The sequence below is a fragment of the Pseudoduganella namucuonensis genome, assembly GCF_900116645.1.
GTDB lineage: Bacteria > Pseudomonadota > Gammaproteobacteria > Burkholderiales > Burkholderiaceae_D > Rugamonas > Rugamonas namucuonensis.
This window is the reverse complement of record NZ_FPBO01000034.1, coordinates 35,941-60,392: the sequence shown is the minus strand read 5'-3', so window position 1 is coordinate 60,392 and position 24,452 is coordinate 35,941. Positions and strand designations below refer to the sequence as shown.

The 24,452-nt window shown below is 67.4% G+C and carries 24 protein-coding genes; 6 read left to right on the top strand and 18 right to left on the bottom strand.

Going from position 1 to position 24,452, the window contains the following annotated elements:
* Positions 1-78: 78 nt before the first annotated feature.
* Genes BM436_RS27665 through BM436_RS27650 form a run of 5 tightly spaced genes read right to left on the bottom strand, consistent with a single transcriptional unit; the run spans position 79 to position 4,969 of the window.
* Positions 79-846, bottom strand: a complete 768-nt coding sequence (locus BM436_RS27665; protein WP_093558839.1) for a TIM barrel protein — start codon at positions 844-846, stop codon at positions 79-81.
* Positions 847-850: 4 nt separating this feature from the next.
* Positions 851-1,027 (bottom strand): hypothetical protein, encoded by a 177-nt coding sequence (locus BM436_RS37250; RefSeq protein ID WP_177307549.1) that lies wholly within the window; start codon positions 1,025-1,027, stop codon positions 851-853.
* Between the two features lie 41 nt (positions 1,028-1,068).
* Positions 1,069-2,499, bottom strand: a complete 1,431-nt coding sequence (locus BM436_RS27660; RefSeq protein ID WP_093558918.1) for an aldehyde dehydrogenase family protein — start codon at positions 2,497-2,499, stop codon at positions 1,069-1,071.
* 35 nt (positions 2,500-2,534) lie between these two features.
* Positions 2,535-3,788: a CaiB/BaiF CoA transferase family protein gene (locus BM436_RS27655; protein WP_093558838.1), complete on the bottom strand. Its 1,254-nt coding sequence runs from the start codon at positions 3,786-3,788 to the stop codon at positions 2,535-2,537.
* Between the two features lie 2 nt (positions 3,789-3,790).
* The gene (locus BM436_RS27650; protein ID WP_093558836.1) at positions 3,791-4,969 is read right to left on the bottom strand and encodes an acyl-CoA dehydrogenase; all 1,179 of its coding nucleotides are present in this window, start codon (positions 4,967-4,969) and stop codon (positions 3,791-3,793) included.
* A gap of 189 nt (positions 4,970-5,158) precedes the next feature.
* Here BM436_RS27650 and BM436_RS27645 point away from each other — a divergent pair, with 189 nt between their 5' ends.
* Positions 5,159-6,058: a LysR substrate-binding domain-containing protein gene (locus BM436_RS27645; protein WP_093558834.1), complete on the top strand. Its 900-nt coding sequence runs from the start codon at positions 5,159-5,161 to the stop codon at positions 6,056-6,058.
* Here the strand turns inward: BM436_RS27645 and BM436_RS27640 are convergent.
* Positions 6,055-7,068, bottom strand: coding sequence for a GlxA family transcriptional regulator (locus BM436_RS27640; RefSeq protein WP_093558832.1), 1,014 nt, complete (start codon positions 7,066-7,068; stop codon positions 6,055-6,057). The two genes, BM436_RS27645 and BM436_RS27640, sit on opposite strands and share 4 nt — an antisense overlap.
* Positions 7,069-7,207: 139 nt before the next feature.
* On the opposite strand from BM436_RS27640, the gene BM436_RS27635 reads away from it, so the two are divergent.
* The 4 genes from BM436_RS27635 to BM436_RS27620 all read left to right on the top strand — a co-directional run bounded on the left by BM436_RS27635 (position 7,208) and on the right by BM436_RS27620 (position 11,275).
* Positions 7,208-8,314: an S-(hydroxymethyl)glutathione dehydrogenase/class III alcohol dehydrogenase gene (locus BM436_RS27635; protein ID WP_093558830.1), complete on the top strand. Its 1,107-nt coding sequence runs from the start codon at positions 7,208-7,210 to the stop codon at positions 8,312-8,314.
* Positions 8,315-8,326: 12 nt separating this feature from the next.
* A complete protein-coding gene (locus BM436_RS27630; RefSeq protein ID WP_093558829.1) occupies positions 8,327-9,223 on the top strand; it encodes an alpha/beta hydrolase-fold protein in 897 nt (298 codons plus the stop codon).
* 93 nt (positions 9,224-9,316) lie between these two features.
* Positions 9,317-10,003, top strand: a complete 687-nt coding sequence (locus BM436_RS27625) for a ZIP family metal transporter (protein WP_229490797.1) — start codon at positions 9,317-9,319, stop codon at positions 10,001-10,003.
* Positions 10,004-10,129: 126 nt separating this feature from the next.
* Complete coding sequence (locus BM436_RS27620; RefSeq protein WP_218164941.1) at positions 10,130-11,275, top strand: ABC transporter substrate-binding protein; 1,146 nt, start codon at positions 10,130-10,132, stop codon at positions 11,273-11,275.
* A 44-nt stretch (positions 11,276-11,319) separates the two neighbouring features.
* Here BM436_RS27620 and BM436_RS27615 read toward each other — a convergent pair whose 3' ends face one another.
* From BM436_RS27615 to BM436_RS27590, 6 genes are all read right to left on the bottom strand, one after another.
* Positions 11,320-13,596: a putative bifunctional diguanylate cyclase/phosphodiesterase gene (locus BM436_RS27615; RefSeq protein WP_143133327.1), complete on the bottom strand. Its 2,277-nt coding sequence runs from the start codon at positions 13,594-13,596 to the stop codon at positions 11,320-11,322.
* 79 nt (positions 13,597-13,675) lie between these two features.
* The gene (locus tag BM436_RS27610) at positions 13,676-14,299 is read right to left on the bottom strand and encodes a TetR/AcrR family transcriptional regulator (protein ID WP_218164940.1); all 624 of its coding nucleotides are present in this window, start codon (positions 14,297-14,299) and stop codon (positions 13,676-13,678) included.
* Positions 14,300-14,412: 113 nt separating this feature from the next.
* Positions 14,413-14,775 carry a DoxX family protein gene (locus tag BM436_RS27605; RefSeq protein ID WP_218164939.1) on the bottom strand — a complete coding sequence of 121 codons (363 nt, stop codon included), beginning with the start codon at positions 14,773-14,775 and terminating at the stop codon, positions 14,413-14,415.
* A complete protein-coding gene (locus BM436_RS27600) occupies positions 14,772-15,707 on the bottom strand; it encodes an ABC transporter substrate-binding protein (protein ID WP_093558823.1) in 936 nt (311 codons plus the stop codon). Before BM436_RS27600 ends, BM436_RS27605 begins: the two co-directional genes overlap by 4 nt.
* A 29-nt stretch (positions 15,708-15,736) precedes the next feature.
* Complete coding sequence (locus tag BM436_RS27595) at positions 15,737-16,690, bottom strand: PDR/VanB family oxidoreductase (RefSeq protein WP_093558821.1); 954 nt, start codon at positions 16,688-16,690, stop codon at positions 15,737-15,739.
* On the bottom strand, positions 16,687-17,712 hold the full coding sequence (locus BM436_RS27590) for an aromatic ring-hydroxylating dioxygenase subunit alpha (RefSeq protein WP_177307547.1): 1,026 nt from the start codon (positions 17,710-17,712) through the stop codon (positions 16,687-16,689). Before BM436_RS27590 ends, BM436_RS27595 begins: the two co-directional genes overlap by 4 nt.
* A 224-nt stretch (positions 17,713-17,936) precedes the next feature.
* Here BM436_RS27590 and BM436_RS27585 point away from each other — a divergent pair, with 224 nt between their 5' ends.
* Positions 17,937-19,049 carry an alcohol dehydrogenase catalytic domain-containing protein gene (locus tag BM436_RS27585; protein WP_093558817.1) on the top strand — a complete coding sequence of 371 codons (1,113 nt, stop codon included), beginning with the start codon at positions 17,937-17,939 and terminating at the stop codon, positions 19,047-19,049.
* Between the two features lie 49 nt (positions 19,050-19,098).
* Here the strand turns inward: BM436_RS27585 and BM436_RS27580 are convergent, their stop codons facing one another.
* The 6 genes from BM436_RS27580 to BM436_RS27555 are packed head-to-tail and all read right to left on the bottom strand — an operon-like array spanning position 19,099 to position 24,452.
* Positions 19,099-19,782: a 4-carboxy-4-hydroxy-2-oxoadipate aldolase/oxaloacetate decarboxylase gene (locus tag BM436_RS27580; protein ID WP_093558815.1), complete on the bottom strand. Its 684-nt coding sequence runs from the start codon at positions 19,780-19,782 to the stop codon at positions 19,099-19,101.
* Positions 19,783-19,828: 46 nt separating this feature from the next.
* Positions 19,829-20,410 (bottom strand): YceI family protein, encoded by a 582-nt coding sequence (locus BM436_RS27575; protein WP_093558813.1) that lies wholly within the window; start codon positions 20,408-20,410, stop codon positions 19,829-19,831.
* Between the two features lie 37 nt (positions 20,411-20,447).
* A complete protein-coding gene (locus tag BM436_RS27570) occupies positions 20,448-21,272 on the bottom strand; it encodes a hypothetical protein (protein ID WP_093558811.1) in 825 nt (274 codons plus the stop codon).
* A gap of 39 nt (positions 21,273-21,311) precedes the next feature.
* Positions 21,312-22,538, bottom strand: a complete 1,227-nt coding sequence (locus tag BM436_RS27565; protein WP_093558809.1) for an ABC transporter substrate-binding protein — start codon at positions 22,536-22,538, stop codon at positions 21,312-21,314.
* Positions 22,525-23,574 carry a branched-chain amino acid ABC transporter permease gene (locus BM436_RS27560; RefSeq protein WP_093558807.1) on the bottom strand — a complete coding sequence of 350 codons (1,050 nt, stop codon included), beginning with the start codon at positions 23,572-23,574 and terminating at the stop codon, positions 22,525-22,527. Before BM436_RS27560 ends, BM436_RS27565 begins: the two co-directional genes overlap by 14 nt.
* The gene (locus tag BM436_RS27555; protein WP_093558805.1) at positions 23,571-24,452 is read right to left on the bottom strand and encodes a branched-chain amino acid ABC transporter permease; all 882 of its coding nucleotides are present in this window, start codon (positions 24,450-24,452) and stop codon (positions 23,571-23,573) included. Before BM436_RS27555 ends, BM436_RS27560 begins: the two co-directional genes overlap by 4 nt.

The following is a 24,452-nucleotide window of genomic DNA, read 5'->3' as shown; positions in this document are numbered from 1 at the left end:
CCTGGCCCGGGAATTGGGGGGATGTCATCCCGGCATGATATTGGAATGAATCGAACTTTACAAATTATGTGGCGATACCTACCAAACGTTTTTCAACTCCGCCATCCACGCCAGGCCCGCGACGGTGTCGCCCGCCGGACTGTATTCGCAGCCGATGGTCGCGTCTTCGCGCCGCCGGTGGATGGTACGCAGGGCCAGCGCCAGCTCGCCCGCGATCACCGGTTCATGGCGGGTCCGCGGGTCGGCCACCTGCACGTGCCACGCCCACGGCAAGCCGAGGTCCACCGCCCGTGCCAGCGGCAACCCCTCCCTGGCCGCGTGATACAGGTCCAGTATCAGGCCCACGTTCGGCAGGTCCAGCCGAGCCAGCCATGCGATGGTGTCCGCCAGCGAACGCAGAAAATAGCCCGGCACGTCGGTCTGATTGATCGCCTCGAGCACCAGGCACACGTTTTCGTTGGCGGCCAATCCAGCCGCCCAGCGCATATTGGCGGCGAATGTGTCGCCGGAGACCGTCAGATCCGCGTCGGCGACGACGCCGGTGGTCACATGGAGCAGTGGCGCGCGCGCCTCCACCGCGCGGGCCAGGCCGCGCGCGAAACGCTCGCGGAACTCGCTCTCCCTGCCGGGGGCGGCGGCGAGTCCCTTGTCGTCCGCGGCGCCGGGCAGGCCGGCGAGCAGCTGTGTCAAGCCGTGTTCACGCAGCAGGGCCGCCACGTCGGGCCCGCTCGGTTCTTGCTGAAACGTGAATTCGACGCAGTCGAATCCCGCCGCCCTGGCGGCCGCGAAGCGCCGCCGGAACGGCAGGTCGGCGAACAGCATGCCGAGATTGGCCACGAACCTCATGGCCTCAGCCCCCGCGCAGCAATACCGACGACCATGTTTTCTCCTTGATGCAGGCGATGCAGCGCGCCGACAGGCGATCGCGCGTTTTCTTGGTGGGCTCGAAGAACTCGCCGTCCGCCGGCCAATACTCGCCGCAGGTGAGGCAGCGCTTCTCCTTGCCGAGGTCGGTCAGTCTCGACATGCTGAAGCGCTCCCCCGGCGCGGCTGCCCCCTCGTATCGCATCAGCAGGCCGTGTACGCGGTCTTCACGGTGGTGTAGAACTCGGCGGCGTAGCTCCCCTGCTCGCGCGCGCCGTAGCTGGAGCCCTTGCTGCCGCCGAAGGGCACGTGGTAGTCGACACCGGCCGTCGCCGCGTTCACCATCACCATGCCGGCCTGCGCCTCGCGCTTGAAATGCACCGCGTGCTTGAGCGAGGTGGTGCAGATGCCGGCCGACAGCCCGAATTCGCTGTCATTGGCCAGCGCCAGCGCGTGCTCGTAATCGTCGGCCGCGATCACGCAGGCCACGGGCCCGAAGATCTCCTCGCGCGCGACGCGCATGCCGGGATCGGCGTCGACGAACAGCGCCGGCTCCAGGTAGAAGCCCGGCCGCTCGCGCTCCAGGCGCCTGCCGCCGAAGGCCAGCGTGGCCCCCTCTTCCCGGCCCAGGGCGATATAGTCGAGGTCATGCCGCAGCTGGCCCTCGTCCACCACCGGGCCGATATGGGTGCCCGGGGCGCGCGCGTCCCCGACCCGCAACTCGCCCAGGCGCGCAACCACCGCCTCAACGAAGCGCGGCAGCACGGCCTTCTCCACGATCAGCCGGCTGGACGCCGTGCAGCGCTGGCCGGTGCTGAAATAGGAGCCCTGCACCGCCACCTCGACCGCCTGCGCCAGGTCGGCGTCGGCCAGCACCACCAGCGGGTTCTTGCCGCCCATTTCCACTTGCACCTTGGCGCCGCGTTCGCAGCCGGCCGCGATGATGCGCCGTCCCGTGCCCACCGAGCCGGTGAAGCTGATGGCGTTGACGGCGCGCGCGTTGATGAAGGTCTGCCCCACCATGCTTCCCGGCCCCATCACCAGGTTGAACACGCCCGGCGGCAGGCCGGAACGGCTGATGATTTCACTGAGCGCCCAGGCCGATCCCGGCACCAGGTCGGCCGGCTTGAACACCACGCAATTGCCGTAGGCCAGCGCGGGCGCGATCTTCCACGCCGGGATGGCGATGGGGAAGTTCCACGGCGTGATGATGGCGACCACGCCCACCGGTTCGCGCCGTATCTCGACGTCGATGCCGGGCCGCACGGACGGCAGGCATTCGCCCCTCGGCCGCAGCGCCTCGCCGGCGAAGAAGCGGAAGATCATGCCGGCGCGCGCCACCTCGGCCACGGCCTCGGGCAAGGTCTTGCCCTCCTCGCGCGCCAGCAGCTCGCCCAGTTCGCGCTGGCGCGCCAGCAATTCGGCGCCGATGCGGTCCAGCGCGTCGGCGCGCTGCTGGATGCCGCCGCGCGACCACGCGGGGAAGGCGGCGCGCGCCGCCGCCACGGCTTGCTCGGCCTGCGCCGCGTCGCCCTGCGCGTAGTGGGCGATCACGTCGTCCGTGTCCGAGGGGTTGATGTTCGGCCTGGCGCTGGCGGCTTCCCGCCAGGCCCCGTCGATATAGTTCGGTTTCATGTCCATTTTCTTTTCTTCTTCCTGGATTGCCGCGTTCAAATCGCCGCGTTCAAATACAGCTGGTGCAGCTGGTCCGCGTCCATGTCCAGCCACTCGGCCAGCACCTGGTCGGTATGCTCGCCGAGCGCCGGCGGCGGCATGCGGTAGCGCACCGGCGACGCCGACAGGCGCATCGGGCTGGCCACCAGCGGCGCCACGCCCGCCTCGGGATGCGGCACCTCGATGCGCATGCCGCGCGCGCGCACGTGCGGGTCGTCGAACACCTGGTCGATGCGGTTGATCGGTCCGCAGGGCACGCCGGCCGATTCCAGCGCGGCGATCCATTCGGCGGTGCCGCGCAAGATCGTCGCCTGGCGCATCATGCGTATCAGTTCGGCGCGGTGCGCCACGCGCCGCGGGTTGGTGGCGAAGCGCTCGTCCGTCGCCCACTCCGGATGTCCCGCCACGCCGCAGAAACGCGCGAACTGGCCGTCGTTGCCGATCGCCAGGATCATGTCGCCGTCGGCCGTGGGGAAGTCCTGGTAGGGCACGATGTTGGGATGGCTGTTGCCCATGCGGCGCGGCAGCACGCCACCCGCCAGGTAGTTCGAGGCCTGGTTGGCCAGGCCGGCGATCTGCACGTCCAGCAGGGCCAGGTCGATGTGCTGACCCAGGCCGGAGCGGGTGCGTTCCAGCAGCGCGGCCTGCACGGCGATGGCGGCGTACAGGCCGGTCATCACGTCGGTCAGCGCCACGCCCACCTTTTGCGGGCCGCCGCCCGGTTCGCCGTCGGGCGCGCCGGTCACGCTCATCAGGCCGCCCATGCCCTGGATCAGGAAGTCGTAGCCGGCCCGCGCGGCGTAGGGCCCGTCCTGGCCGAAGCCGGTGATGGAGCAGTACACCAGGCGCGGATTGAGCGCCATCAGGCTGGCCGCGTCCAGGCCGTACTGCGCCAGGCCGCCCACCTTGAAGTTCTCCAGCACCACGTCGGCCCGCATGGCGAGCTTGCGCACCAGCGCCTGGCCTTCCGGCCGCGCGATGTCGATGGCCACCGAACGCTTGTTGCGGTTGGCGCACAGGAAGTAGGCGGCGACGTCGGTGTCCGTCCCCTCCTCGTCCTTCAGGTAGGGCGGGCCCCAGGCGCGCGTGTCGTCGCCCTGCTCCGGGCGCTCGACCTTGATGACGTCCGCGCCCAGGTCGCCCAGCACCTGCCCGGCCAGCGGCCCGGCCAGCACGCGCGACAGGTCCAGCACCTTGACGCCGGCCAGCGCGGCGCCGCGCGGCGCGCCCGTTTCCTTGTCGGCCGCCATGGTCAGGAGAAGGCCGCCAGGCCGGTGATGGCGCGGCCGATGATCAGCGCGTGCACGTCGTGCGTGCCCTCGTAGGTGTTCACCACCTCCAGGTTGAGCAGGTGGCGGATCACGCCGAATTCGTCGCTGATGCCGTTCCCGCCCATCATGTCGCGCGCCAGGCGGGCGATGTCCAGCGCCTTGCCGCAGCTGTTGCGCTTCATGATGGAGGTCAGCTCCACCGCCGCCGTGCCCTCGTCCTTCATGCGGCCCAGGCGCAAACAGCCCTGCAGGCCCATGGTGATCTCGGTCAGCATGTCGGCCAGCTTCTTCTGCACCAGCTGGTTGGCCGCCAGCGGACGGCCGAACTGCTGGCGGTCCATGGTGTACTGGCGCGCGCGCTCGAAGCAGTCCTCCGCCGCGCCCAGCGCGCCCCAGGCGATGCCGTAGCGGGCCGAGTTCAGGCAGGTGAACGGGCCTTTCAGGCCGCGCACCTCGGGGAAGGCGTTCTCCTCGGGGCAGAACACATTGTCCATCACGATCTCGCCGGTGATGCTGGCGCGCAGGCCCATCTTGCCGTGGATGGCGGGCGCGCTCAGGCCCTTCCAGCCCTTCTCCAGCACGAAGCCGCGGATGGCGCCCTCGTCGTCCTTGGCCCACACCACGAAGACGTCGGCGATCGGGCTGTTGGTGATCCACATCTTGGCGCCGGACAGCAGGTAGCCGCCGTCCGTCTTGCGGGCGCGGGTGACCATGGAGCCGGGATCGGAGCCGTGGTCCGGCTCGGTCAGGCCGAAGCAGCCTATCCATTCGCCGCTGGCCAGCTTGGGCAGGTATTTCTGGCGCGTGGCCTCGTTGCCGAATTCGTGGATCGGCACCATCACCAGCGAGGACTGCACACTCATCATCGAGCGGTAGCCGGAGTCGACGCGCTCGACCTCGCGCGCCACCAGCCCGTAGCACACGTAGTTCAGGCCGGTGCCGCCGTAGGCCTCGGGGATGGTCACGCCCAGCAGGCCCAGCTCGCCCATTTCGCGGAAGATGGAGGCGTCGGTCTTTTCGTGGCGGAAGTTCTCCAGCACGCGGCCGGCCAGGCGGCCCTGGGAATACTCGCGCGCGGCGTCCTGCACGGCGCGCTCCTCGGCGTGCAGTTGGTCTTCCAGCAACAGTGGGGAACTCCAGTTGAATGCGGTTTTGCTCATCTCGGCCTCGGTGTGCTTGTTGTCTGTCGGTTAATGGGATGGACCGATCTTAGCGCCGCCGCGGACTCGGGGCAAACGATTTATTCTCACCCAGATATGCACTCCGCTCATATCTTGCCGCCCGAGGCGCTTGCGCGGTAAGCTTGCGCGGCAAGCCGGATTCATCCACCTATTCAAGCAAGGCATGTCATGACACGCAAGATCCCCATGCTCCAGTCGCTCAGCTGCTTCGAGGCGGCGGCCCGCCACGAGAGCTACACCAACGCCGCGCGCGAACTGTCGCTGACCCAGGGCGCGGTGTCGCGCCAGGTGGCGGCGCTGGAGGACTTCCTCGGCGTGCGCCTGTTCCAGCGCACCCGCCACGGCGTTGCGCTCACGCCGGCCGGCGCGGCCTACGCCCGTCAGGTCGCGCTGCGCCTGGCCGGGCTGGAACGGGACACCCTGGACGCGATGGCCGGGCAAGGCGGCGGCGGCACCATCCGGCTGGCGTCGGTGCCCACCTTCGCCACCCGCTGGCTGCTGCCCCGCCTGGCCGACCTGCGCGCCAGCCATCCGGACATCGTGGTCCACATCGACGCCCGCACCCGTCCCTTCATGTTCACCGAGGCCGAGTTCGACGCAGCCCTGTACGCGGGCAGCCCGGAGCAGATCGCCAACTGGGCCGGCACCCGCGCCGAGATGCTGATGCCGGAAACGGTGCTGCCGGTGGCCAGTCCCCTGCTGCTGGCCGGGCGCAAGCGCTGGGAGCCGCAAGACATCGCGCGCCTGCCGCTGCTGCAGCAGAGCACCCGTCCCGATGCCTGGCGCCAGTGGTTCGACGCGATGGGAGTGGAGTCCGAGCTGGCCATGCATGGGCCGCGCTACGAATTGTTTTCGATGCAGGCGGTGGCCGCCGCGCACGGCCTGGGCGTGGCGCTGCTGCCACGCATGCTGGTGGAGGCCGAACTGTCGAGGGGCGAGCTGCGGGTGGTGTGCGACAAGCCGCTGGGCGGGCAGCGGGCGTATTACCTGGTCACGCCCGAATCGGCGCCGGACACGCCCGCGCTGGCGCGGTTCCGCCAGTGGCTGCTGGCCCAGGCCGGGGCCTAGTTTTCGGCGTCGTACACGCCGGTGGTGGCGAAGCGCTCGCGGTAGGTCTTGGGCGTGATGCCCAGCTTCTTCTGGAACACCCTGCGCATCTGGGCCTCGTCGGTGAAGCCGCTGCGGGCGGCCACGGTCTTGATCGGCAGCGACAGGTCGGCCAGCAACTGGCCGGCCCGCTCGAAACGGCACCCCTCGATGAACTCCTGGGTGCTCAGGCCGACTTCCTGCTGGAACACGCGCGTGAAGTGCCGCTCGCTCATCATCGCCTTTTGCGCCAGCAGCGCCACCGGCAAGCGCTGGTGCAGGTTCTGTAGCACCCAGTCCTGGATTTCCCGGATGCTGGGGCGCGCGGTGCGCTGCACCAGCAGGTGGGAGCTGAATTGCGACTGCCCGCCCGGCCGCTTCAAGTACACCACCATCTCGGTGGCCACCTCCAGCGCCAGCTCGCGCCCGAAATCCTCCTCGACGAACGCCAGCGCCAGGTCGATGCCGGCCGTGACGCCGGCGGAGGTCCATACGTTTTTTTCGCGCACGAAGATGGCGTCGGCGTCGACCGAGATGTCCGGGAAACGCTCCTGCAGCCGCGCGGCCACGCCCCAGTGCGTGGTGGCGCGCTTGCCGTCCAGTACACCGGCGGCGGCCAGGAAGAACGCGCCGGAGCACAGCGCCGCCAGCCGGCCCACCCGCGGCCACACGTCGCGCACCCAGTCAACCAGGCCGGCGCCCTGCTCCAGTGCCGCGTCGATGTGCCGCGCGCCGACGATGATGGCGTCGTCCGGCAGGGCCAGCGGAGACAAGGCCTTGGTGGCCTGCAGCGACATCAGCGTGTCGGACGCCACCGGGCCGATGCGCGACGAGGCGATCCGCACGTCGTAGCCCAAGGGCTGTCCGCGGCGCCCCAGGTGCAGGTTGGCGTACTCGAACACCGACATCGGCCCGATCGCCTCCATCGCCTTGAAACCGGGGTACACGATGACATCGACCGTCCTGGCGGGACGCGCTGGTTTGGAATTCATGGAGAGTGTGGCAGTCGGGGGACATCAATTTCCGGTCATTATGGCATCAAATGCGGCCAATCCGTGCGCCGCTTCCGCGCGGGAGCCCCTTCCGCCATCACAATCGCCTTCAGCATTTTCAACACACGAGGGCACACACATGAAAACCAAAGCAGCAATCGCATGGCAGGCCGGCGCGCCGCTGACGATAGAGGAAGTGGACCTGCAAGGCCCGAAGGCCGGCGAGGTCCTGGTGGAACTGAAGGCCACCGGCATCTGCCACACCGACTACTACACCCTGTCCGGCGCCGACCCGGAGGGCATTTTCCCCGCCATCCTGGGCCACGAGGGAGCCGGCGTGGTGGTGGACGTCGGTCCGGGCGTGAAGACGCTGAGGAAGGACGACCACGTCATCCCCCTGTACACGCCGGAATGCCGCGAGTGCAAATTCTGCCTGTCGCGCAAGACCAACCTGTGCCAGGCGATCCGCTCCACGCAGGGACGCGGCCTGATGCCGGACGCCACCAGCCGCTTCTCGCTGGACGGCAAGCCGCTGTTCCACTACATGGGCACGTCCACCTTCTCCAACTACATCGTGGTGCCCGAGATCGCGCTGGCGAAGATCCGCGAGGACGCGCCGTTCGACAAGGTTTGCTACATCGGCTGCGGCGTGACCACCGGCGTGGGCGCGGTGCTGTTCTCGGCCAAGGTGGAAGCCGGCGCCAATGTGGTGGTGTTCGGCCTGGGCGGCATCGGCCTGAACGTGATCCAGGCGGCGCGCATGGTGGGCGCCGACAAGATCATCGGCGTCGACATCAACCCGGCGCGCCAGGAAATGGCCCGCAAGTTCGGCATGACGCACTTCGTCAACCCGAAGGAAGTCGAGAACGTGGTCGACGCCATCGTGCAGATCACCGACGGCGGCGCGGACTATTCCTTCGAGTGCGTCGGCAACACCACCACCATGCGCCAGGCGCTGGAGTGCACGCACAAGGGCTGGGGCAAGTCCTTCATCATCGGCGTGGCGGCGGCGGGCCAAGAGATTTCCACCCGTCCGTTCCAGCTGGTGACGGGCCGCGAATGGCGCGGCTCGGCCTTCGGCGGCGCGCGCGGCCGCACCGACGTGCCGAAGATCGTCGACTGGTACATGGAAGGCAAGCTCAATATCGACGACCTGATCACGCACCGCCTGCCGCTGGAGCGCATCAACGAGGGCTTCGACCTGATGAAGCGCGGCGAGTCGATCCGCTCGGTCGTGCTGTACTGAGCGGGGCGCGCCATGCTGGAACTGATCAGCGAGCACGCCTGCTTCGGCGGCGTGCAGCGCTACTACCAACACCACTCCCGGGCCATCGGCCTGGCCATGCGCTTCTCCGTGTACCTGCCGCCGCAAGCCGCGGCAGGGCCGGTGCCGGCGCTGTTCTACCTGGCCGGGCTGACCTGCAACGAGGAGACCTTCATGACCAAGGCCGACGCCCAGCGCCACGCGGCGCGGGCGGGCATGATGCTGGTGGCCCCGGACACCAGCCCGCGCGGCGCCGGCGTGCCCGGCGAGACCGACAGCTGGGAACTGGGCGCGGGCGCCGGCTTTTATGTCGACGCCACCGAGGAGCCATGGCGGCGTCACTACCGCATGTACAGCTACGTGCTGGAACTGCATGCGCTGGTGCTCGCCAACCTCCCGGCGATCGCGGGCCGCGTCGGCATCATGGGCCATTCGATGGGCGGCCACGGCGCGCTGGTGCTGGCGCTGCGCAATCCGCGCTGGAAGCCCGAAGGCGCGCTGTTCTCGCAGGTCGCCGTGGTCCCGCGCGACAAGGTCGACGTGACGGCCAACGCCGGCAAGCTGGCCGTGGTCGACCCCAAGGCGGCGATCCAGCGCCACGCCTGCCGGGATTGCGGCGTGCACATGTACGGCCGCATCGAGAACCAGGGCCACCCGTTCCACGGCCTGGACTTCATCCACACCGAGCTGTCGGCCGACGCCGGCTGGTCGCGCGCCGAATTCGCCGCCTTCGTGTCGTCCATCATCGAGTCCGGCGCCAACCCGGCGGACATGGGCGCCGTGCGCGCCCGCCTGGCCGAACTGGACCTGCCGTACTACGACAGCCTGTCGCCCGCGCTGATGGACGCCATCGCCACGCACACGGCCAAGGCCAGCGGCGTGTCGCAGTAAGCCGAGCGGGCCTATTTGGCGCTGGGCGCACCGATAACCATGTTGTAAAGAGGTCCCGACAGCGCCATCCTCCTGACCACGGCCATCGCCGGCGTGGCCAGCATCAGCGCCGCCGCCTTCTTCTCCTTCACACTGCTGTCGAACGTGGCCGAGCGCATGCTCAGCCTGTCGGCGGGCGTGATGCTGGCGACCTCGCTGCTGCACGCCCTGCCCGACGCGGTGGAGAGCGGCGCCGACCCGCACCGCCTGTTCGCCACCGTGCTGGCGGGCCTGCTCGCCTTCTTCTTCCTTGAGAAATTCGCGATCCTGCGCCACGGGGACGACCACCACGCCCATTCAGGACAGCGTTCCGGCTGGATGGTGTTGGCGGGCGACGCGCTGCACAATTTCACCGACGGCATCATGATCGCCGCCAGCTTCCTGGCCGACCCCGGCCTGGGCATCCTGACCGGGCTGGCCATCGCCGCGCACGAGATCCCGCAGGAGATCGGCGACTTCGTGGTGCTGCTCGACGCCGGCTATACGCGCGCGCGGGCCTATCTGTTCAATCTGCTGTGCAGCCTGATGGCGGTGGCCGGCGGCCTGCTGGGCTACTTCACGCTGGGCCGCGCCGGGGACATGGTGCCCTACGTGCTGGCGTTCGCCTCGGCCGGCTTCATTTACATCGCGGTCAGCCATCTGATGCCCCGTCTGCAGCGCGAGGAAACCGTGCGCGGCACCGTGCCGCAGTTGATGCTGATGTCCATCGGGGTTGGCGTGGTGCTGCTGCTGGCGCACTAGCCGGCCAGACCCCGGCAGGCCCTGAGGCGCGCCGGCACTTAAATGTTGCCAAGGAGAACAGGTAGCGGTAACATGGGGCGACACGGATACTGGCTGCCAGACACCGGCGTAACTTAAAGTGAAAAAATGAAAATCAAAATTCTTCTTTCCGCCGTTGGACTGTCCCTTGCATCGCTGGCCTCGTCCGCCATGGCGGAGAACGGCGTTACCGCCACGGAAATCAAGATCGGCATGGCCAACGCCCTGAGCGGACCGACCGCGGGGCTGGGCCTGGGCATCAAGTCCGGCAGCGCCGCATACTTCAAGAAGGTCAACGCGACGGGCGGCGTGAACGGACGCAAGATCACCCTGGTCAGCGAAGACGATGGCTACGATCCGCTGCGCACCGGCGCCGCGACCGAAAAGCTGATCAAGAAGGACAACGTGTTCGCCCTGTTCGGCTACGTCGGCACGCCGACCAGCAAGGCCGCCCTGTCGCTGGCCGTCGACAACGACGTGCCGTTTTTCGGCCCGTTCACCGGCGCCGAGTTCCTGCGCTCGCCGGTCAACAAATACATCTTCAATATCCGTTCATCCTACTTTAACGAGATCGAGATGCAGGTCGAACGGCTGGTCAGCGATGCCGGCGTGACCAAGTTCGGCCTGTTCTACCAGGAGGACACCTACGGCAAGGTGGGCAAGGAAGGGCTGCAGTTGGCACTGCAAAAGCGCAAGATGACCATCGCCGCCGAAGGCCACTACACGCGCAACACCGAGGACGTCGACGCGGGCCTGGCGGCCCTGCTGGCGGCCAAGCCGGAAGCGGTGCTGATGGTGGGCACCTACAAGGCCTGCGCCGCGCTGGTGCGGAAGGCCCACGCCGCCGGCTACAAACCGAAGTTCTTCAACCTGTCCTTTGTCGGCACGTCCAACTTCATCAAGGCCGCCGGCGATGCCGGGGAAGGCGTCTACATCACCCAGGTGGTGCCGTCGCCGTACGATGAATCCATCCCCATCGTCAAGCAATACCAGGCCGACATGAAGGCGGCCGGCGTCCACGAATTCGACTACACCTCGTTTGAAGGCTACATCGACGCGGTCGCGCTGGTCGAAGGCTTGAAGAAAACCGGCCCCGACCTGACCCGCGCCAACTTCCTCGCCGCGCTGGAAAAAATGAGCGTCAACCTGGGCGGCCTCGATATCGCCTTCGGCCCGCAGGACCACCAGGGATTGAACAAGGTTTACCTGACCAAGGTGCAACAAGGCAAGCCTGTGCCGGTCAGCAAACTTTGAGTATAAACCGGGGCCTGGTTCGCGATGCGACCAAACCGGGCCCGCTATGCCGATGCGCGGTCGAACCCCGAGGATAGGCTTTTACCACTGCGCAGCATTTTCTCGAAGGCCTCGGCCGGCACCGGCTTGCTGAAGAAATATCCCTGCATTTCGTCGCAGTCGTGCAGATTCAAATAGGCCAGCTGCTCCGGCGTCTCGACGCCTTCGGCGATGACGTTCAGCTTCAGGCTGTGCGCCAGCGAAATAATCAACGCCACGATCGCCGCATCGTCCGCGCCGGTCGCGATGTCCCGTACGAAGGACTGGTCGATTTTGAGCACGTGGATGGGGAATCGCTTCAGGTAGGACAGGCTGGAGTAACCGGTGCCGAAGTCGTCGATGGACAACTGCACCCCGATCCTCTTGAGATCGTCGAGCACGCCGACCGCGCGCTCGACATCGGTCATGACCAGGCTCTCGGTCAATTCGATTTCCAGGTCCTCGGCCGCCAATCCGGTTTCGTCGAGGATGTTCATGATGAACTCGGCCAGATTTTTCTGGGCGAACTGGCGCGCCGACAGATTGACCGCGACGCGCAAGCGGCCCAGGCCGGCGCGCTGCCATGCCTGGTTCTGGGCGCACGCCGTGCGTATCACCCAGGCGCCGATGGGCACGATCAAGCCGGTTTCCTCGGCCAGGGTGATGAAGCGCGCCGGAGAAATCATGCCGAGCTCGGGATGGTTCCAGCGGATCAGGGATTCCATGCCGACGATGCGGCCGCTGCGCAAGTCCACTTGGGGCTGGTAATGGAGTTCGAATTCGTCGCGCTCCAGCGCATGGCGCAATTCGCCCTCGAGCCGCAAGCGTTCAAGGATGCGCGCATCCATGGCCGGCGAATAAAACCGGAAGTTGTTGCGCCCGACCTCCTTGGCGCAATACATGGCGATGTCGGCGTGCGTCATCAAGGTTTCCCCATCGGCGCCATCGTTCGGGTGGACCGCGATGCCCATGCTGCAAGTCGTCACAAACTCGTGCCCTTCGATCATCATCGGCTGTGCCACGGCATCCAGGATGCGCTGCACGACCGCCGCGGACAGGCTGCCACTACCGTCTATCCTTTCGGGCAGAACCAGCACGAATTCATCGCCGCCCAACCTGGCCACCGTGTCCGCCTCCCGCACCGCGGACTGCAGCCGCGCGGCGACCTGCTTGAGCATCGCGTCGCCGGCCTTGTGGCCCAGGCTGTCATTGACCAGCTTGAATCGATCGAGATCGACGAAGATGATCCAGATCGGCGAGGGGGAGCGCACGGCGGTCGCGATGGCCTGTTTCAGACGGTCCTGCAGCAGCGCGCGGTTGGGCAATCCGGTCAGCGTGTCGTGGCTGGCCTGATGCTGCAGCAACGCTTCCAGCCGTTTATGCTCGTCGACGGAGCGCGCCAGGCTGTCGTTCATGTCTTTCAGCGCCTGGAGCAGCTGGCCGGTTTCATCGTGGGAAGTGACCTCGATGCGGCTGGTCAGGTCGCCGGCGGCGACGGTTTGGGCGACCTTGAGCGCCTGCCGCAGTTGCCGCAACAGGGCGCGGGCGATGGCGATCCCGAAGCCCAGCGTCAGGCAGAGGCTGAGCAGGCCGATGGCGATCCCGGTGCTCACGGCTCCGTCGGCGTCGCTGGTGGCGTCGCCGATGGTGCCGGTGAAGCGGCTGTTAGCGCTATCTCTAAACGACAGCAGATCCTTGCGATAGGTGTCGAGCTTGGCCGACATCGCTTGCAGCGACCGCGGATCGGGCGCGCCGCTCTTGTCCATCATTTCTTTCGCCACTGCGTGGGCGGCGCTGTAGTAAGCGTCGAATTCGGCGGCCAGTTGCCGAAATTCCTCGGCCTTGTCCGCGTCGATGCCGCGCAGCCTGGCATAGTTGGCGCGCACCTTGGCGGCGATCGTCGCGGCCGCGTCCAACGGGTCTTTTTCGCCGGAGCTGGCGGCGTCGTTGAGTTGCTCGATGATCTTGTCGAGGGCGCCGACATTGTCGGTGGTGATTTCCAGCACGGGGAACAGCACGTCGCGCACGTGGGCAAGCCGGCTGTTGTTGTGCTTGAGGACGAGGGTGGACGAGCCCAGGTAGACCAGCGAGCAAACCGCGGCGATTGCAAGCGGGAACAGCATTTTCCACAACAGTGGCAAGCGTTGTAGCATTTTCACAACGGCGCCCGCATCGCGGACGGCCCGAACTCCTTGGCCATCACTGAAATCGATTTCACATCCATCGCGCGCTTGACCGCCAAATCCTTGAGCTCGGTCGCAAAAGCCGGTATCGGTCTCTTTTCCATAGTCATTGGTTTCCACAAAACAATAACAATTTTACTCTAGTTTGGAAAAGTGATTTTCGAGAGGCTGGCGAAATCCCGACCGCCCGGCCCTGGCCCTACACGGCTTTGCGCGCGGCGGGCCGTTTTTTGCCGTGGGCGCCGTGCAATCCCGACAGCACCACCTTGACCATCTCGCCCACGCCCGGTCCGCTCTTGAAACTGGAGGCGGAACCGTAGGTGAGGCCGAACACGATGCCGCCCAGCGTTTCCGCGTCGGCGGGCGCCGCGTCGGCGGGGAACATGGTCAGCAGGATCTCGCCGAGGCCCCGCCATTGCGCGCGGAACAGGTTGGAATGGCGTTCGCCGAAAGTGGCGTCGCGGCGCGCGCGCCGGAACAGCTCCAGCGCCAGCAAGCCCCAGCTTGGATCGCTGGCCCGCTGCGACGCCCAGTTGCCGATGATCTCGATCATCCCGGCCGGCGCCTTGGTGTCGCCCAGAAGCTCGGTGATCTCCTTCACATCCTGCAGCGAATGCGATTCCAGCAGCTCGAGGATGATCTCTTCCTTGCTGTTGAAATTGGAATAGAACGCCCCCTTGCTGAAACCGGCTTCCTCCGCGATGCGCTCGACCGACGCGCTTTCATAGCCTTCGCGGGCGACCACCTCGCGGGCGGACGCCAGCAGCTTCTCTCGCGTCAGGGCGCGGCTTTCTTCACGGGTCAGACGAGTTACACGGGACACTCACTACTCCTTGCACGATGGTTTGTTTGCGCAGCATTCTACGCGGTATCGATTGAAGGCGCACCACCGCATGCAAGGTCCGCCGGGGAGCGCGAGGCTCCCCCGGGATGGCGTCAGCCCTGGACGGACAGCGCGCAGACAACGGACCAGAATATCATGAATTCCGGCCCGTGCTTTTGCCAACGCCAGTTGTAGCCGTTGATCTTGACGACCGCGTAGCTGGCGCCCAGCAGCACCACCACCGCCAGCGCCGCCGCCAGCCGCGGATAGACGCCCAGCACCAGGCCCGCGCCCGCCAGCAGCTCGAGCGCGATGGTGAGGATGACGAAGGCCCGCGCCGGACGCAGGCCCGCCTTCTCGAACGTCTGCGAGGCGGGGCCGATGTTGCGCAGCTTGCCGATGCAGTGCGGAACGAACCACACGCCGCACATGACGCGCAGGATCGCCAGGGAGTCGTTGGCCCCGAAGTCCATCATGCGCCCTCCTTCGCGGGCTCGACGGCCCTCCGCACCCAGCGCGCGTCAAACGCCGCCAGCGCCTCCGCCGTCTTCCCGGGCGCCAGCAGGTCCGCCTTGCGCATCAGTTCCACCGTTTTCTCCAGCGCCGCCGGCGGAATCTCCAGCGCGCGCGCGAACACGCCCTTCTCGCGCAGGTAGTACAGCGACTTCTGCGCGTACGCCAGGTCGGACTGGGTGATCTCCATCACGATCGGCAGCAGCGCCTCGTCGTTGGCCGCGTCGTACAGCAGCGCGGTGGCCTCGATCAGGCCGCGCATCAGCGCGACGATCCGCTCGCCGTTCTCCGCCGCCCACGCCTGGTCGGCGATCAGCGCCGTGAAGACGATTTCCGGAATATAGTCGCTGACCTCGCCCAAGTCGCTGTAGCCCGCCTCCACCGCGACGAAGTTCAGCGGTATCAGCTGGACGGCCGCGTCTATCGTCCCCTCCTGCAGCGCCTTCCAGCGCGCCGGGTGCACGCCCGCCACCGCGAACGAATAGTCGTCCGGGTAGCCCAGGCCGTGCTGCGACAGCATCTCCCGCGTGTAGATGGCCGTGCCCTCGGTCAGCGACGAGGTGCCCAGCACCTTGCCCCTGAGCTGCTCGATGCTCTTGATGTCCGGCTGGGCGATCAGCGTGAGCGGCAGGCGGTTGACGTTGCCGGCCACGATGCGCAGGCCGCCGCCCGCGACCGCGCTGGCGATCGCGCCCTCGGGCGGGGTGATCGCCATGTGCGCGGCGCCCTCGCGCACGGCGGTGCTGGCCTTGTCCACGCTGCCCATGCGCATGAGTTCCACGGTCAGGCCGTGGCGCGCGAAGATGCCCTGCTTCTGCGCGACAAAAACGGGAAGCCAGTTGAAGCCCAGGGCTCCGCCGGCGAGGAGGATGGTGTTGGATGTGTCGGTGGTCATGAATGGTCTCCTGGTGTCGATGAATGAATTTATAGGTCCAGCACCAGCCGGGCCGAGCGCGCGCGCGAACAGCAAGGCGTGAAGCTGTCGTTGGCGGCCCGCTCCTGGTCGGTCAGGAACACGTCGCGGTGCTCCGGCGTGCCTTCCAGCACGCGCGTCAGGCAAGTGCCGCACACGCCCTGCTCGCACGACACCGGAATGTCGATGCCGTTCCGCGCCAGCACCTCCAGCACGCTCAGGCCGGCGGGCACGGTGTGGATCGCGCCGCCCCGGCCGATCTGCACCTCGAACGGCTGGTCCCGCGCGCCGGCCGGCTGTGACGGCGCCGCGAAATACTCCTTGTGCAGCCTATCCTCCGGCCAGCCGCGCGCGCGGGCGCCGGACAGCACCCAGTCCATGAAGCCGCCCGGCCCGCAGACGTAGACGTGGACGCCCTCCCGCGGCTCGCCCAGCGCGGCGTCCAGGTCCAGCTTCTGCTGCGGGCCGCCATCGTCGGCATGGAACGTGGCGCGCTCGCCAACGATCCCGGCGCGGATACGTTCGGCGAACGCCATGCGGCTGGCGGCACGGGCGCAGTAGTGCAAAGCGAAGTCGCATCCGGATGCCGCCAGGTGCTCGGCCATCGCCAGCAGCGGCGTAATGCCAATGCCGCCAGCGAACAGCACGTGGCGCTGCGCATCCCTGGCAAGCGGGAAATGGTTGCGCGGTGCGCTGATATGCAGGCGCTGGCCGGTCTTCAACGCATGCATGGCGGCCGAGCCGCCCCGCGAGACCGGTTCGCGCAGCACACCGAGCAGGTAACGCCCTGCCTGGCCGGGCCCTGGGCAAAGCGAGTACTGGCGAACCAGCCCTCCATCCAGGTGCACATCGATATGCGCGCCGGGTTCAAACGGCGGCAGCGCCACGCCATCCGCTGCGGCCAGTTCGAAACTGCAAATGCCATCCGCCTCGTCGCGGCGCCCTGTGACGATAACCTCGATCATGCTTCCACCTGCTGTGCAATCAGCTGGCGCAGCACGCGGCGTGCGCGCAGCGCGGCCGAATCGGTGGGCAGCAGCACCGGCTTGAGTTCTTCCAGCGTACGTCCTGCCATGTGTATCGATTGTGACTGGATCATGGGTTCGTCTTCGGTCTCGAAAGCCTCCTGCAGGGTGCCCTGGAGCTGAACCGAGAGCGCCTCATCCTGGACGCGGAAGTCGCGCGCCCACTTCCAGAACAGATGAGCGGTGTGTTCGCTTTCGGGCGTCAGCAAGTGCGCCTGGAAGGAACGCGGCCCCTCCTCGGGCGGACGGCCAGGACGGGTGACGCCAATGTCGAGACGGATCGTCGACGGCGGCACCCAGGTGACGACGGACAGGTGATCGACGTGGTCGGGAGCGCCCTCGCCGTACGCCAGGGCGAACAACTGGGTGATCGGCTCGCTGGGGCGCCAGTTGCGGGCGACCACCATATTGCCGTCCTGCTCCATCGAGTACTGGGTGCGGCGATTGAAGCCCTCGGTCGCCAGATAGGGGTGCAGGAACTCGGCATGGCTGAGGTCGAGCAGGTTGTCGATCACCAGTTCGAAGTTGGCGCGCACGTGGATGTAGCCCTGCACGCAGGCGTAGCGCGCCGGATCGTCGAGTTCCACGTAACGGCGAATCTTCGAAACGTCGGCCGGTTCGTCCCCCCACCACAGCCACACGATGCCGTCACGTTCGGCCAGCGGATAACTCTTGACGCACGCAGCCTTGGGAATCTTGCCGTCCCCGATAGGATTGTGGACACAGGCCCCGTCCGGATTGAAGCGCAAGCCGTGATAAGGACAGCGGAGGTTATCGCCGAACACGGTGCCCTGGTGCAGCGGGGCAAACCGGTGCGGGCAGCGGTCGTTCAGCGCGATGGCATTGCCGGATTCGCCGCGGAACAGCGCCATCGGCTCTTCGAGCAGCGTGCGCTGCAAAGGGGTGGTGCTCAGCTCGTCACTGAAAGCGGCGGCATACCATTGGTTCTTCAAGTACTTCATGCAGCAGTCTCCTATCGTGCAATGGGTGGGTGGTTCGGGTCGGCATGGGGTTTCAATCGGCGCGCGCGGTCCATGCCGCATCGGAGCGGACCACCTGGGTTCGAAGGTGTTTTCCTTGCGCCGATTTCAGATACCAAGTAGTATATAGAAACCGTCGAGAATGTCAAATACGGCGAAATGCCCGACGTTACCCAACTTCCCATCCAACAATCAGGAGATATCGCATGTCCCAAATGATGCGCGCCGCCCGTATGCACGCGGTCGGCCAACCCATGACGATCGACACGGTGCCGCGCCCCGTGCCGCGCGCCACCGACGTCCTGGTGCAGGTCAAGGCCTGCGGCATGGTGCCCAACCTGGGCAACGTGCTCGCCAACTGGCCCACCTGGTGTCCCCACCTGCCGCTGCCCAAGCTGCCCGCCATCTTCGGCCTCGATCCCACCGGCGTGGTGGTCGAGGTGGGCGAGCAGGTGGTCGGCATCCGCCCCGGCGACCGGGTCTACGTCAGCCCCGTGCGCTCGTGCGGCGCCTGCCCCGCGTGCCTGTCCGACCGCCGCGTGGCCTGCGAGTACTTCGTCTTCAACGGCTACTTCGGCTTCGACAAGCACAAGTCGCAGACCATGTACGACCTGTACCCGAACGGCGGCTTCGGCGAATACATGGCGGCGCCGCAGTACGCCGTCGTCAGGCTGGCCGACAACATCTCCTTCGAGGAGGCCGCGCGCCTGGGCTACCTCGGCACCGCCTACGCGGCGCTGCGCAAGTGTGGCCGCCTGGCCGGCAAGTCGGTGATCATCAACGGCGTTTCCGGCACGCTGGGCCTGGGCGCGACGCTGTTCGCGCTCGCCATGGGCGCCAGCCGCATCCTCGGCACCGGCCGCAACCACGCGCTGCTGGAACGCGTGAAGGCGCTGGCGCCGGAGCGCATCGAGGTCTTCTCGACCGAGGACGGCTCCATCGCCGAGTGGGCGCGCGCGCGCACCGGTGGCCATGGCGCCGACTTCATGGTCGACACGCTGGGCGCGGCGGTCTCGCTGGACGTGTTCGACGACGCCATGCACGGTGTGGCGCGCGGCGGCACCATCGTCAACATCGGCGGCACGGTGGGCAAGCTGCCGATCGACATGAAGTGGCTGATGGATAATTCGATGACCATCACCGGCTCGGCGTGGTTCACGGCCACCGAGGGCTACGACATGGTCGAGATGCTGCGCACCGGCGCGATCGACCTGTCGATACTGGAGCACGAGGTCGCGAAACTGGACGACATCAACCAGGCCATCTCCGGCCTGGCCAGCCGCCACGGCGGCTTCAGCAATTACGTCATCGTTCCTTGATGCGAAGGCGGCGCCGCGAGGCGCCGCCCTTCAAGCCCGGCGGGGCCCGTCAGGACTGGAACTCGACGTACTTCAACCCCTTCCGCAGCAAGCGCGGACGCATATCGCTGACGTCCAGACTCAGCTCGCCGGCCGCGTAGCGCGCCCGCTTCCCCTCCTCGTCCCGCTCGCGCGCCCGGCCCGTGGCCAGCACCGCGGCCGCCTCCCCGCGCCGCACCACGCAGACGCCGTCGTCGTCGGCGACGATCACGTCGCCGGGATGGATCAGCGCCCCGCCGCACACCACCGGCACCTGCACATTGCCCAGGGTTTCCTTGACCGTGCCCTGCGCGTACACCGCCTTGGACCAGACCGGGAAGCCCATGCGCGTCAGCACGGCGATGTCGCGCACGCCGGCGTCGATGATCAGTCCCTTGACGCCGCGCGCCATCAGCGCGGTCGCCAGCAGGTCGCCGAAGTAGCCGTCCTCGCAGGGCGAGGTCGGGCTGACCACCAGGATGTCGCCCGGCCTGGCCTGCTCGACGGCCAGGTGGATGGACCAGTTGTCGCCCGGCGCCACCTCGCACGTCAAGGCGTTGCCCGCCACCGACGCCGGGCGGTAGATCGGCCGCAGATGGGATGCCAGCAGCCCCTTGCGCCCCTGCGCCTCGTGCACGGTGGCCACGCCCAGTTCACCCAGGCCAAGCACCACTTCCTGTTCGGTCCTGGGCGTATTCGTCATTACGATTGCCATGCTGTTTCTCCTTGTGGGCCGGGCCTGGACGGCCCGGCGTGTTTCATTACGGTTTCTGAACCAGTTCGAGCGCGATCCTCAAATCGACTTCGTCGGAAATGACGGCAAGGTACTGCGTCATGCCGAAGTCGCTGCGTTTGATCCTGGCGCTGCCGGCGAAGCCGATCACCGGCACCTTGAGGAAGGGATGCACCAGGCGGTTGGTCAGCACGGTGTTGAACGCGACCGGCATGGTCTTGCCGCGTATCGTCAGGTTCCCCGAGATCACGTAGTTGCTGGCGTCCACGCGGCGCACGGCGGTCGAGACGAAGGTGATCTTCGGGTTTTTCTCCGCGTCGAACCAGTTGGCCGTGCGCAGGTCGGCGTCGCGCTGCTCGTGCACGGTGTCGATCGAAGCGGTGTCGATGGCGATGGTCACGCGCGAGGCCTCGACGCTTTTGTCGTCGAAGGCCAGCGTTCCCTCCACCTTGCGGAAGACGCCGGGCGTGTGGCTGATGCCCAGGTGGCCGACCTGGAAGCTGACGTGGGTGTGCGCAGGATCGATTTCCCAGGCGGCGCAGGCGATGCCCGGCGAGCCGCCGGCGACGGCCAGCAGGAAGGCGGGGACAAGCAGGGACAGGTGTTTCAATTTCAGCTCCTTGAGGTTGTGGCGGTTGTGGATGGCACTAGAAGTGGTACTCGCCCACCAGCAGCACCGTGCTCTGTTTGGCGCCGGGGATGCGGGACTTGTCTGCGCCGTATTTGTTGCGATACATCTCGTAGGCCACGCCCACCAGGAAGCCGGTCTTCTGGCCGACCTCCATCAGCAGCTCGGTGTACAGGCGCGTCTCCGGCTTGGTCGCGTTGCCGAAGCCGTCGCGCCCCTTTTCGCCGACAAAGGCCAGGCCTCCGTTCCAGCGCAGCGGTATGCCGGGGTTCAAGGGGAAGGACCAGTTGGTGTCGGCCCTGAAGGTGTCGTAGGCGATCTCGCGGCCGACGAAGCCGTTGTAACCCTTCTCGTGGTAGGCGTACAGGCTGGATTCGACATAGCCGGCCGGCACATTCCAGTCCAGGCCCAGGCCGGCCATGGCCTTGTGCGTGGCCGCCGCGAATGAGATGTTCTTGGGGCCCCGGTCGAAACGCGCCACCAGCGACACGTCCTTGACCGGCCCGAAGGCGACGGTGTTTCCTGTCAGCCTGGACAGCGAGAAGGCGCGCCGGTAAAAGCCGAAGAACTCCTGCGCGCCGGTGCCGGTGCCGCCCGCAGCCGGATCCGTGCTGTCCGATTGCAGGATCTGGGCCACCACCAGGTTCTTGCCCAGTTTGTCGCCGTTGATGTGGACGAATTCATAAACGGTTTTGTGTATCGGCTGCGCGATGCCCGGCTCGGCATAGCGGTCGCCCGCCTTCACACCGATGGACGTGTCGCTCCATTCCACCGCATGGCCAGCCGCGCCGTAGCCCAGCAAGCCCGCAACGGCCAGCACCCTGCATGTCTTCTTGATTTTCATTTTTGTCTCCTCGTTGTGGATCTTCGTTTTACTTGCGGTTCAATGCCGGGGCGTCCTGCCCTCGAAGGACACCAGCCCTCCAAGCGCCTGGTATTGCTCGCCGTCGAAGCGGAACAGCTGCAGCGACTCGATCGGGTAGATGTCGCCGCTGTCCCGCTTCGTGGTCAGCGTGACGCCGGGCAGCAGCAGGCCGACGCCGACCTGGTTCATGTTCTGCGCGGCGTCGATCAGGGCTTGCCGGGTCGGCTGCTTCACCGCCTCCAGCGTCCGTATCAGCGCCTCGCCGGTGATGTAGCCGATCTGGCCCATCGAGTCGCCCGTGTCGAAGCGCGCCTTGGCCGCCGCGTGGTCGGCAAGGTACTGGCGCACGGCGGGGTCGGTGGAAGCCGCGGTCACCGGCTTGGCGAAGGCGCTGGTGATGACGCCCTTGGCGTTGGCCAGGCCGGCCGGCTTCAGCGACGACGGCGACGCGCCGATGTAGGACAGCATCGTGACCGGACGCCAGCCGCTTTCCGCGGCGAAGCGCACCGCCTGCGCGCTTTGCTTGGGCGCCGCGACGACGACCAGCGTGTCCGCGCCCGAGGCCTTCAGCGTGGACAGCTGGGTGTCGATGGTCGGGTCGGCCGAGGTGACGGCCTGCGCGGCGACGATCTGCAGCTTCGAGCCCTGGATCGCCGTGCGCAGGCCGGCCTGGAAGGTCTGGCCCGTCTCCGTGTTCACGTACAACAGCGCGAGCTTGGCGTCCGGCTTGTTCTTCTTCAGGTAGTCGGCGAAGACGGCGGCCTCGGTCGTGAACGACGGCACCAGGCCGATCAGCCACGCGCGCCCGTCCGCCAGCTCGTGCACCCCGGAATACATGAACAGATTGGGCACCTTGCGCTGGTCAAGATAGCGGCCGATGGCCTGGTTGTTCGGCGTGCCGGCGATGCCGGCCAGCGCGAACACGCCGCTTTGCTCGACCAGCTTGCGCACATTGGTCATGGTGCGCTGCGGATCGAGGGCGTCGTCCTGCACCACCAGTTCGATGCTGCGCGTCTTGCCGTCGCCCATTTTCACGCCGCCCGCCGCGTTGACGGCGGCGACGCGGACCCGGATGCCCTCGACGACGGCGCCCACCGCCGCGACCGGGCCGGTCAGGGCGCCGCTGACGCCGATCTTGACGGCCGTGTCGGTGATGCCCTGTGCCCCGGCCGCGCCGGCGAGCAGGCTGGTGGCGGCGAGGCCGAACCGCAACAGGCCGCGGCGTATCGTGTTAAGTGTTCCCATGTGCTATCTCCTGGTTATTGGACGCGGCGGGAGTGCGCGGCCGTTGAAATGCGGTGAATGGCGCCAGGCGCGCGCCGAAGCGGCGCCGCAGCTGCGCGGCGAGCCCCGCCAGCCCTTGCCGGGCCAGCAGCATCATCGCGATCAGGCAGCAGCCGTAGACCAGGCCACCGATGGCCGGGTCGATCTCGGCGCTCCACTCGGGCACGAACACCACGAAGGCCGCGCCGAGGAAGGCGCCGCCTATGCTGGCGATGCCGCCGACGATGGCGCCGATCAGGATCTCGATCGACTTGGCGGCCAGGAAGGACTGCGGGCTGATATAGGCGTTGACGATGGCGTACAGGCCGCCGGCCAAACCGGCGAAACCGGAGCTGACGGCGAACACGGCCAGCCTGGTGCGGGTCAGGTTCACACCCAGCGCCTCGGCGATCTTCGGGTTGTCGCGCAGCGCCCGCAGGGTGCGCCCGGTGTCGCCGCGCACCAGGCGCAGCATCAGCAGCACGCACAGCGCGGCCCCGGCCACGCACAGGCAGTACAGCCACACCTCGGCGCTGGCGGGGAACCAGGCCGGCGGCGCCGGCTGGTCGATGCCCAGGCCCGTCACGCCGTTGGTGTAGCGCTCCAGCTTGAGGATCAGCTGCGGCGCCACCATGGCGATGCCGAAGGTCATGATGGCCAGCTGCAGCCCGCCCAGCCGCAACGCGGGCAGGCCGATCAGCACGCCGACGGCGGCGGCGGCCAATGCGGCGACAGGAAGGGTCAGCAAGGGATCCCAGCCGTATTTGGCGGCCAGGATGCCGGTGGTGTACGCGCCGCAGGCGAAGAACGCGCCCTGCGCCAAGCAGACCTGGCCGCTATAGCCCAACAACAGGTTCAGGCCGAGGATGGCCATCGCGTAGGTCAATGTGAGGCTGAGCTGCAACAGCATGAAGGACGGCAGCAGCGCGGGCAGTACGGCGAGGCCGGCCAGCGCCATAATCAGCCCCAGCGACAGCGCCAGGCGCGGCGCGCCCGGTTGGATTGCAATGGTGTTCATACGCGTACGACTCCCTGTTTGCCGAACAAGCCGGCCGGTCGAATGAATAGAATGGCGAGCGTGACGGCGATGGGGATGGCCAGGCGCAGTTCGGCGCCGATGAAGCTCAGAAAGGCGGCGCCCACGCTTTCGGCCACGCCGATCAGCAGGCCGCCGAGCACGGCCCCCACCGGGCTGTCCCAGCCGCCCAGCGTGGCCGATGCCAGCGCGTAGATCAGCACCGGCGCCATCATCACTGGGCTGAGGAACAGGCGCGGCGCCACCAGCGCGGCGGCCAGGAAGCCCACCACGGCGGCCAGGCCCCAGCCGAACATCAGCATGGTTTCCACCCGTATGCCGACCAGCACGCTCTTCTCGCGCTCGGCCGCCGAGGCCCGCATCGCCAGGCCAAAACGCGTGTAGCGGAACAGCGCGCCGAGCACGATGGCCAGCGCGCCCAGCACGGCCAGCACGCCCAGCATGGCGGCCGTCAGCCGCACCCCGCCCACGGTCCAGCCATGGTCGGGGAAGACGCTGGGGAAGGCGCGCTGGTCGGAGCCCCACAGCCACAGGCTGAGGGCGTCGAACAGCAGGAACAGGCCGAGCGTGACCACCACCACCGTCTCGACCGGGGCGCGCGACACCGGCCGCACCACGGCGCGGAACACGGCCACGCCGAGGACGAAGGCCAGCGCGGCGCCGGCGGCCAGCGCCAGCCATAGCGGCAGGCCCCACTCGGCCAGCTGCCAGGCCACATAGACCGTGAAGGTCGCCATCTCGCCCTGGCCGAAGTTGACGATATGGGTGGCGCGGTGGATCAGGACCAGCGCCAGCGCGAAGGCGCCGTACACCGCGCCGGAGGCCAGGCCATCGACGGTTTGCTGAAGAAAAAGTTCCAT

Coding starts and splice junctions, on each gene's coding strand:
- BM436_RS27665 (WP_093558839.1), bottom strand. CDS start 846: ATGAGGTTCGTGGCCAATCTCGGCATGCTGTTCGCCGACCTGCCGTTC.
- BM436_RS37250 (WP_177307549.1), bottom strand. CDS start 1,027: ATGTCGAGACTGACCGACCTCGGCAAGGAGAAGCGCTGCCTCACCTGC.
- BM436_RS27660 (WP_093558918.1), bottom strand. CDS start 2,499: ATGAAACCGAACTATATCGACGGGGCCTGGCGGGAAGCCGCCAGCGCC.
- BM436_RS27655 (WP_093558838.1), bottom strand. CDS start 3,788: ATGGCGGCCGACAAGGAAACGGGCGCGCCGCGCGGCGCCGCGCTGGCC.
- BM436_RS27650 (WP_093558836.1), bottom strand. CDS start 4,969: ATGAGCAAAACCGCATTCAACTGGAGTTCCCCACTGTTGCTGGAAGAC.
- BM436_RS27645 (WP_093558834.1), top strand. CDS start 5,159: ATGACACGCAAGATCCCCATGCTCCAGTCGCTCAGCTGCTTCGAGGCG.
- BM436_RS27640 (WP_093558832.1), bottom strand. CDS start 7,068: ATGAATTCCAAACCAGCGCGTCCCGCCAGGACGGTCGATGTCATCGTG.
- BM436_RS27635 (WP_093558830.1), top strand. CDS start 7,208: ATGAAAACCAAAGCAGCAATCGCATGGCAGGCCGGCGCGCCGCTGACG.
- BM436_RS27630 (WP_093558829.1), top strand. CDS start 8,327: ATGCTGGAACTGATCAGCGAGCACGCCTGCTTCGGCGGCGTGCAGCGC.
- BM436_RS27620 (WP_218164941.1), top strand. CDS start 10,130: ATGAAAATCAAAATTCTTCTTTCCGCCGTTGGACTGTCCCTTGCATCG.
- BM436_RS27605 (WP_218164939.1), bottom strand. CDS start 14,775: ATGATGGACTTCGGGGCCAACGACTCCCTGGCGATCCTGCGCGTCATG.
- BM436_RS27600 (WP_093558823.1), bottom strand. CDS start 15,707: ATGACCACCGACACATCCAACACCATCCTCCTCGCCGGCGGAGCCCTG.
- BM436_RS27595 (WP_093558821.1), bottom strand. CDS start 16,690: ATGATCGAGGTTATCGTCACAGGGCGCCGCGACGAGGCGGATGGCATT.
- BM436_RS27590 (WP_177307547.1), bottom strand. CDS start 17,712: ATGAAGTACTTGAAGAACCAATGGTATGCCGCCGCTTTCAGTGACGAG.
- BM436_RS27585 (WP_093558817.1), top strand. CDS start 17,937: ATGTCCCAAATGATGCGCGCCGCCCGTATGCACGCGGTCGGCCAACCC.
- BM436_RS27580 (WP_093558815.1), bottom strand. CDS start 19,782: ATGGCAATCGTAATGACGAATACGCCCAGGACCGAACAGGAAGTGGTG.
- BM436_RS27570 (WP_093558811.1), bottom strand. CDS start 21,272: ATGAAAATCAAGAAGACATGCAGGGTGCTGGCCGTTGCGGGCTTGCTG.
- BM436_RS27565 (WP_093558809.1), bottom strand. CDS start 22,538: ATGGGAACACTTAACACGATACGCCGCGGCCTGTTGCGGTTCGGCCTC.
- BM436_RS27560 (WP_093558807.1), bottom strand. CDS start 23,574: ATGAACACCATTGCAATCCAACCGGGCGCGCCGCGCCTGGCGCTGTCG.
- BM436_RS27555 (WP_093558805.1), bottom strand. CDS start 24,452: ATGGAACTTTTTCTTCAGCAAACCGTCGATGGCCTGGCCTCCGGCGCG.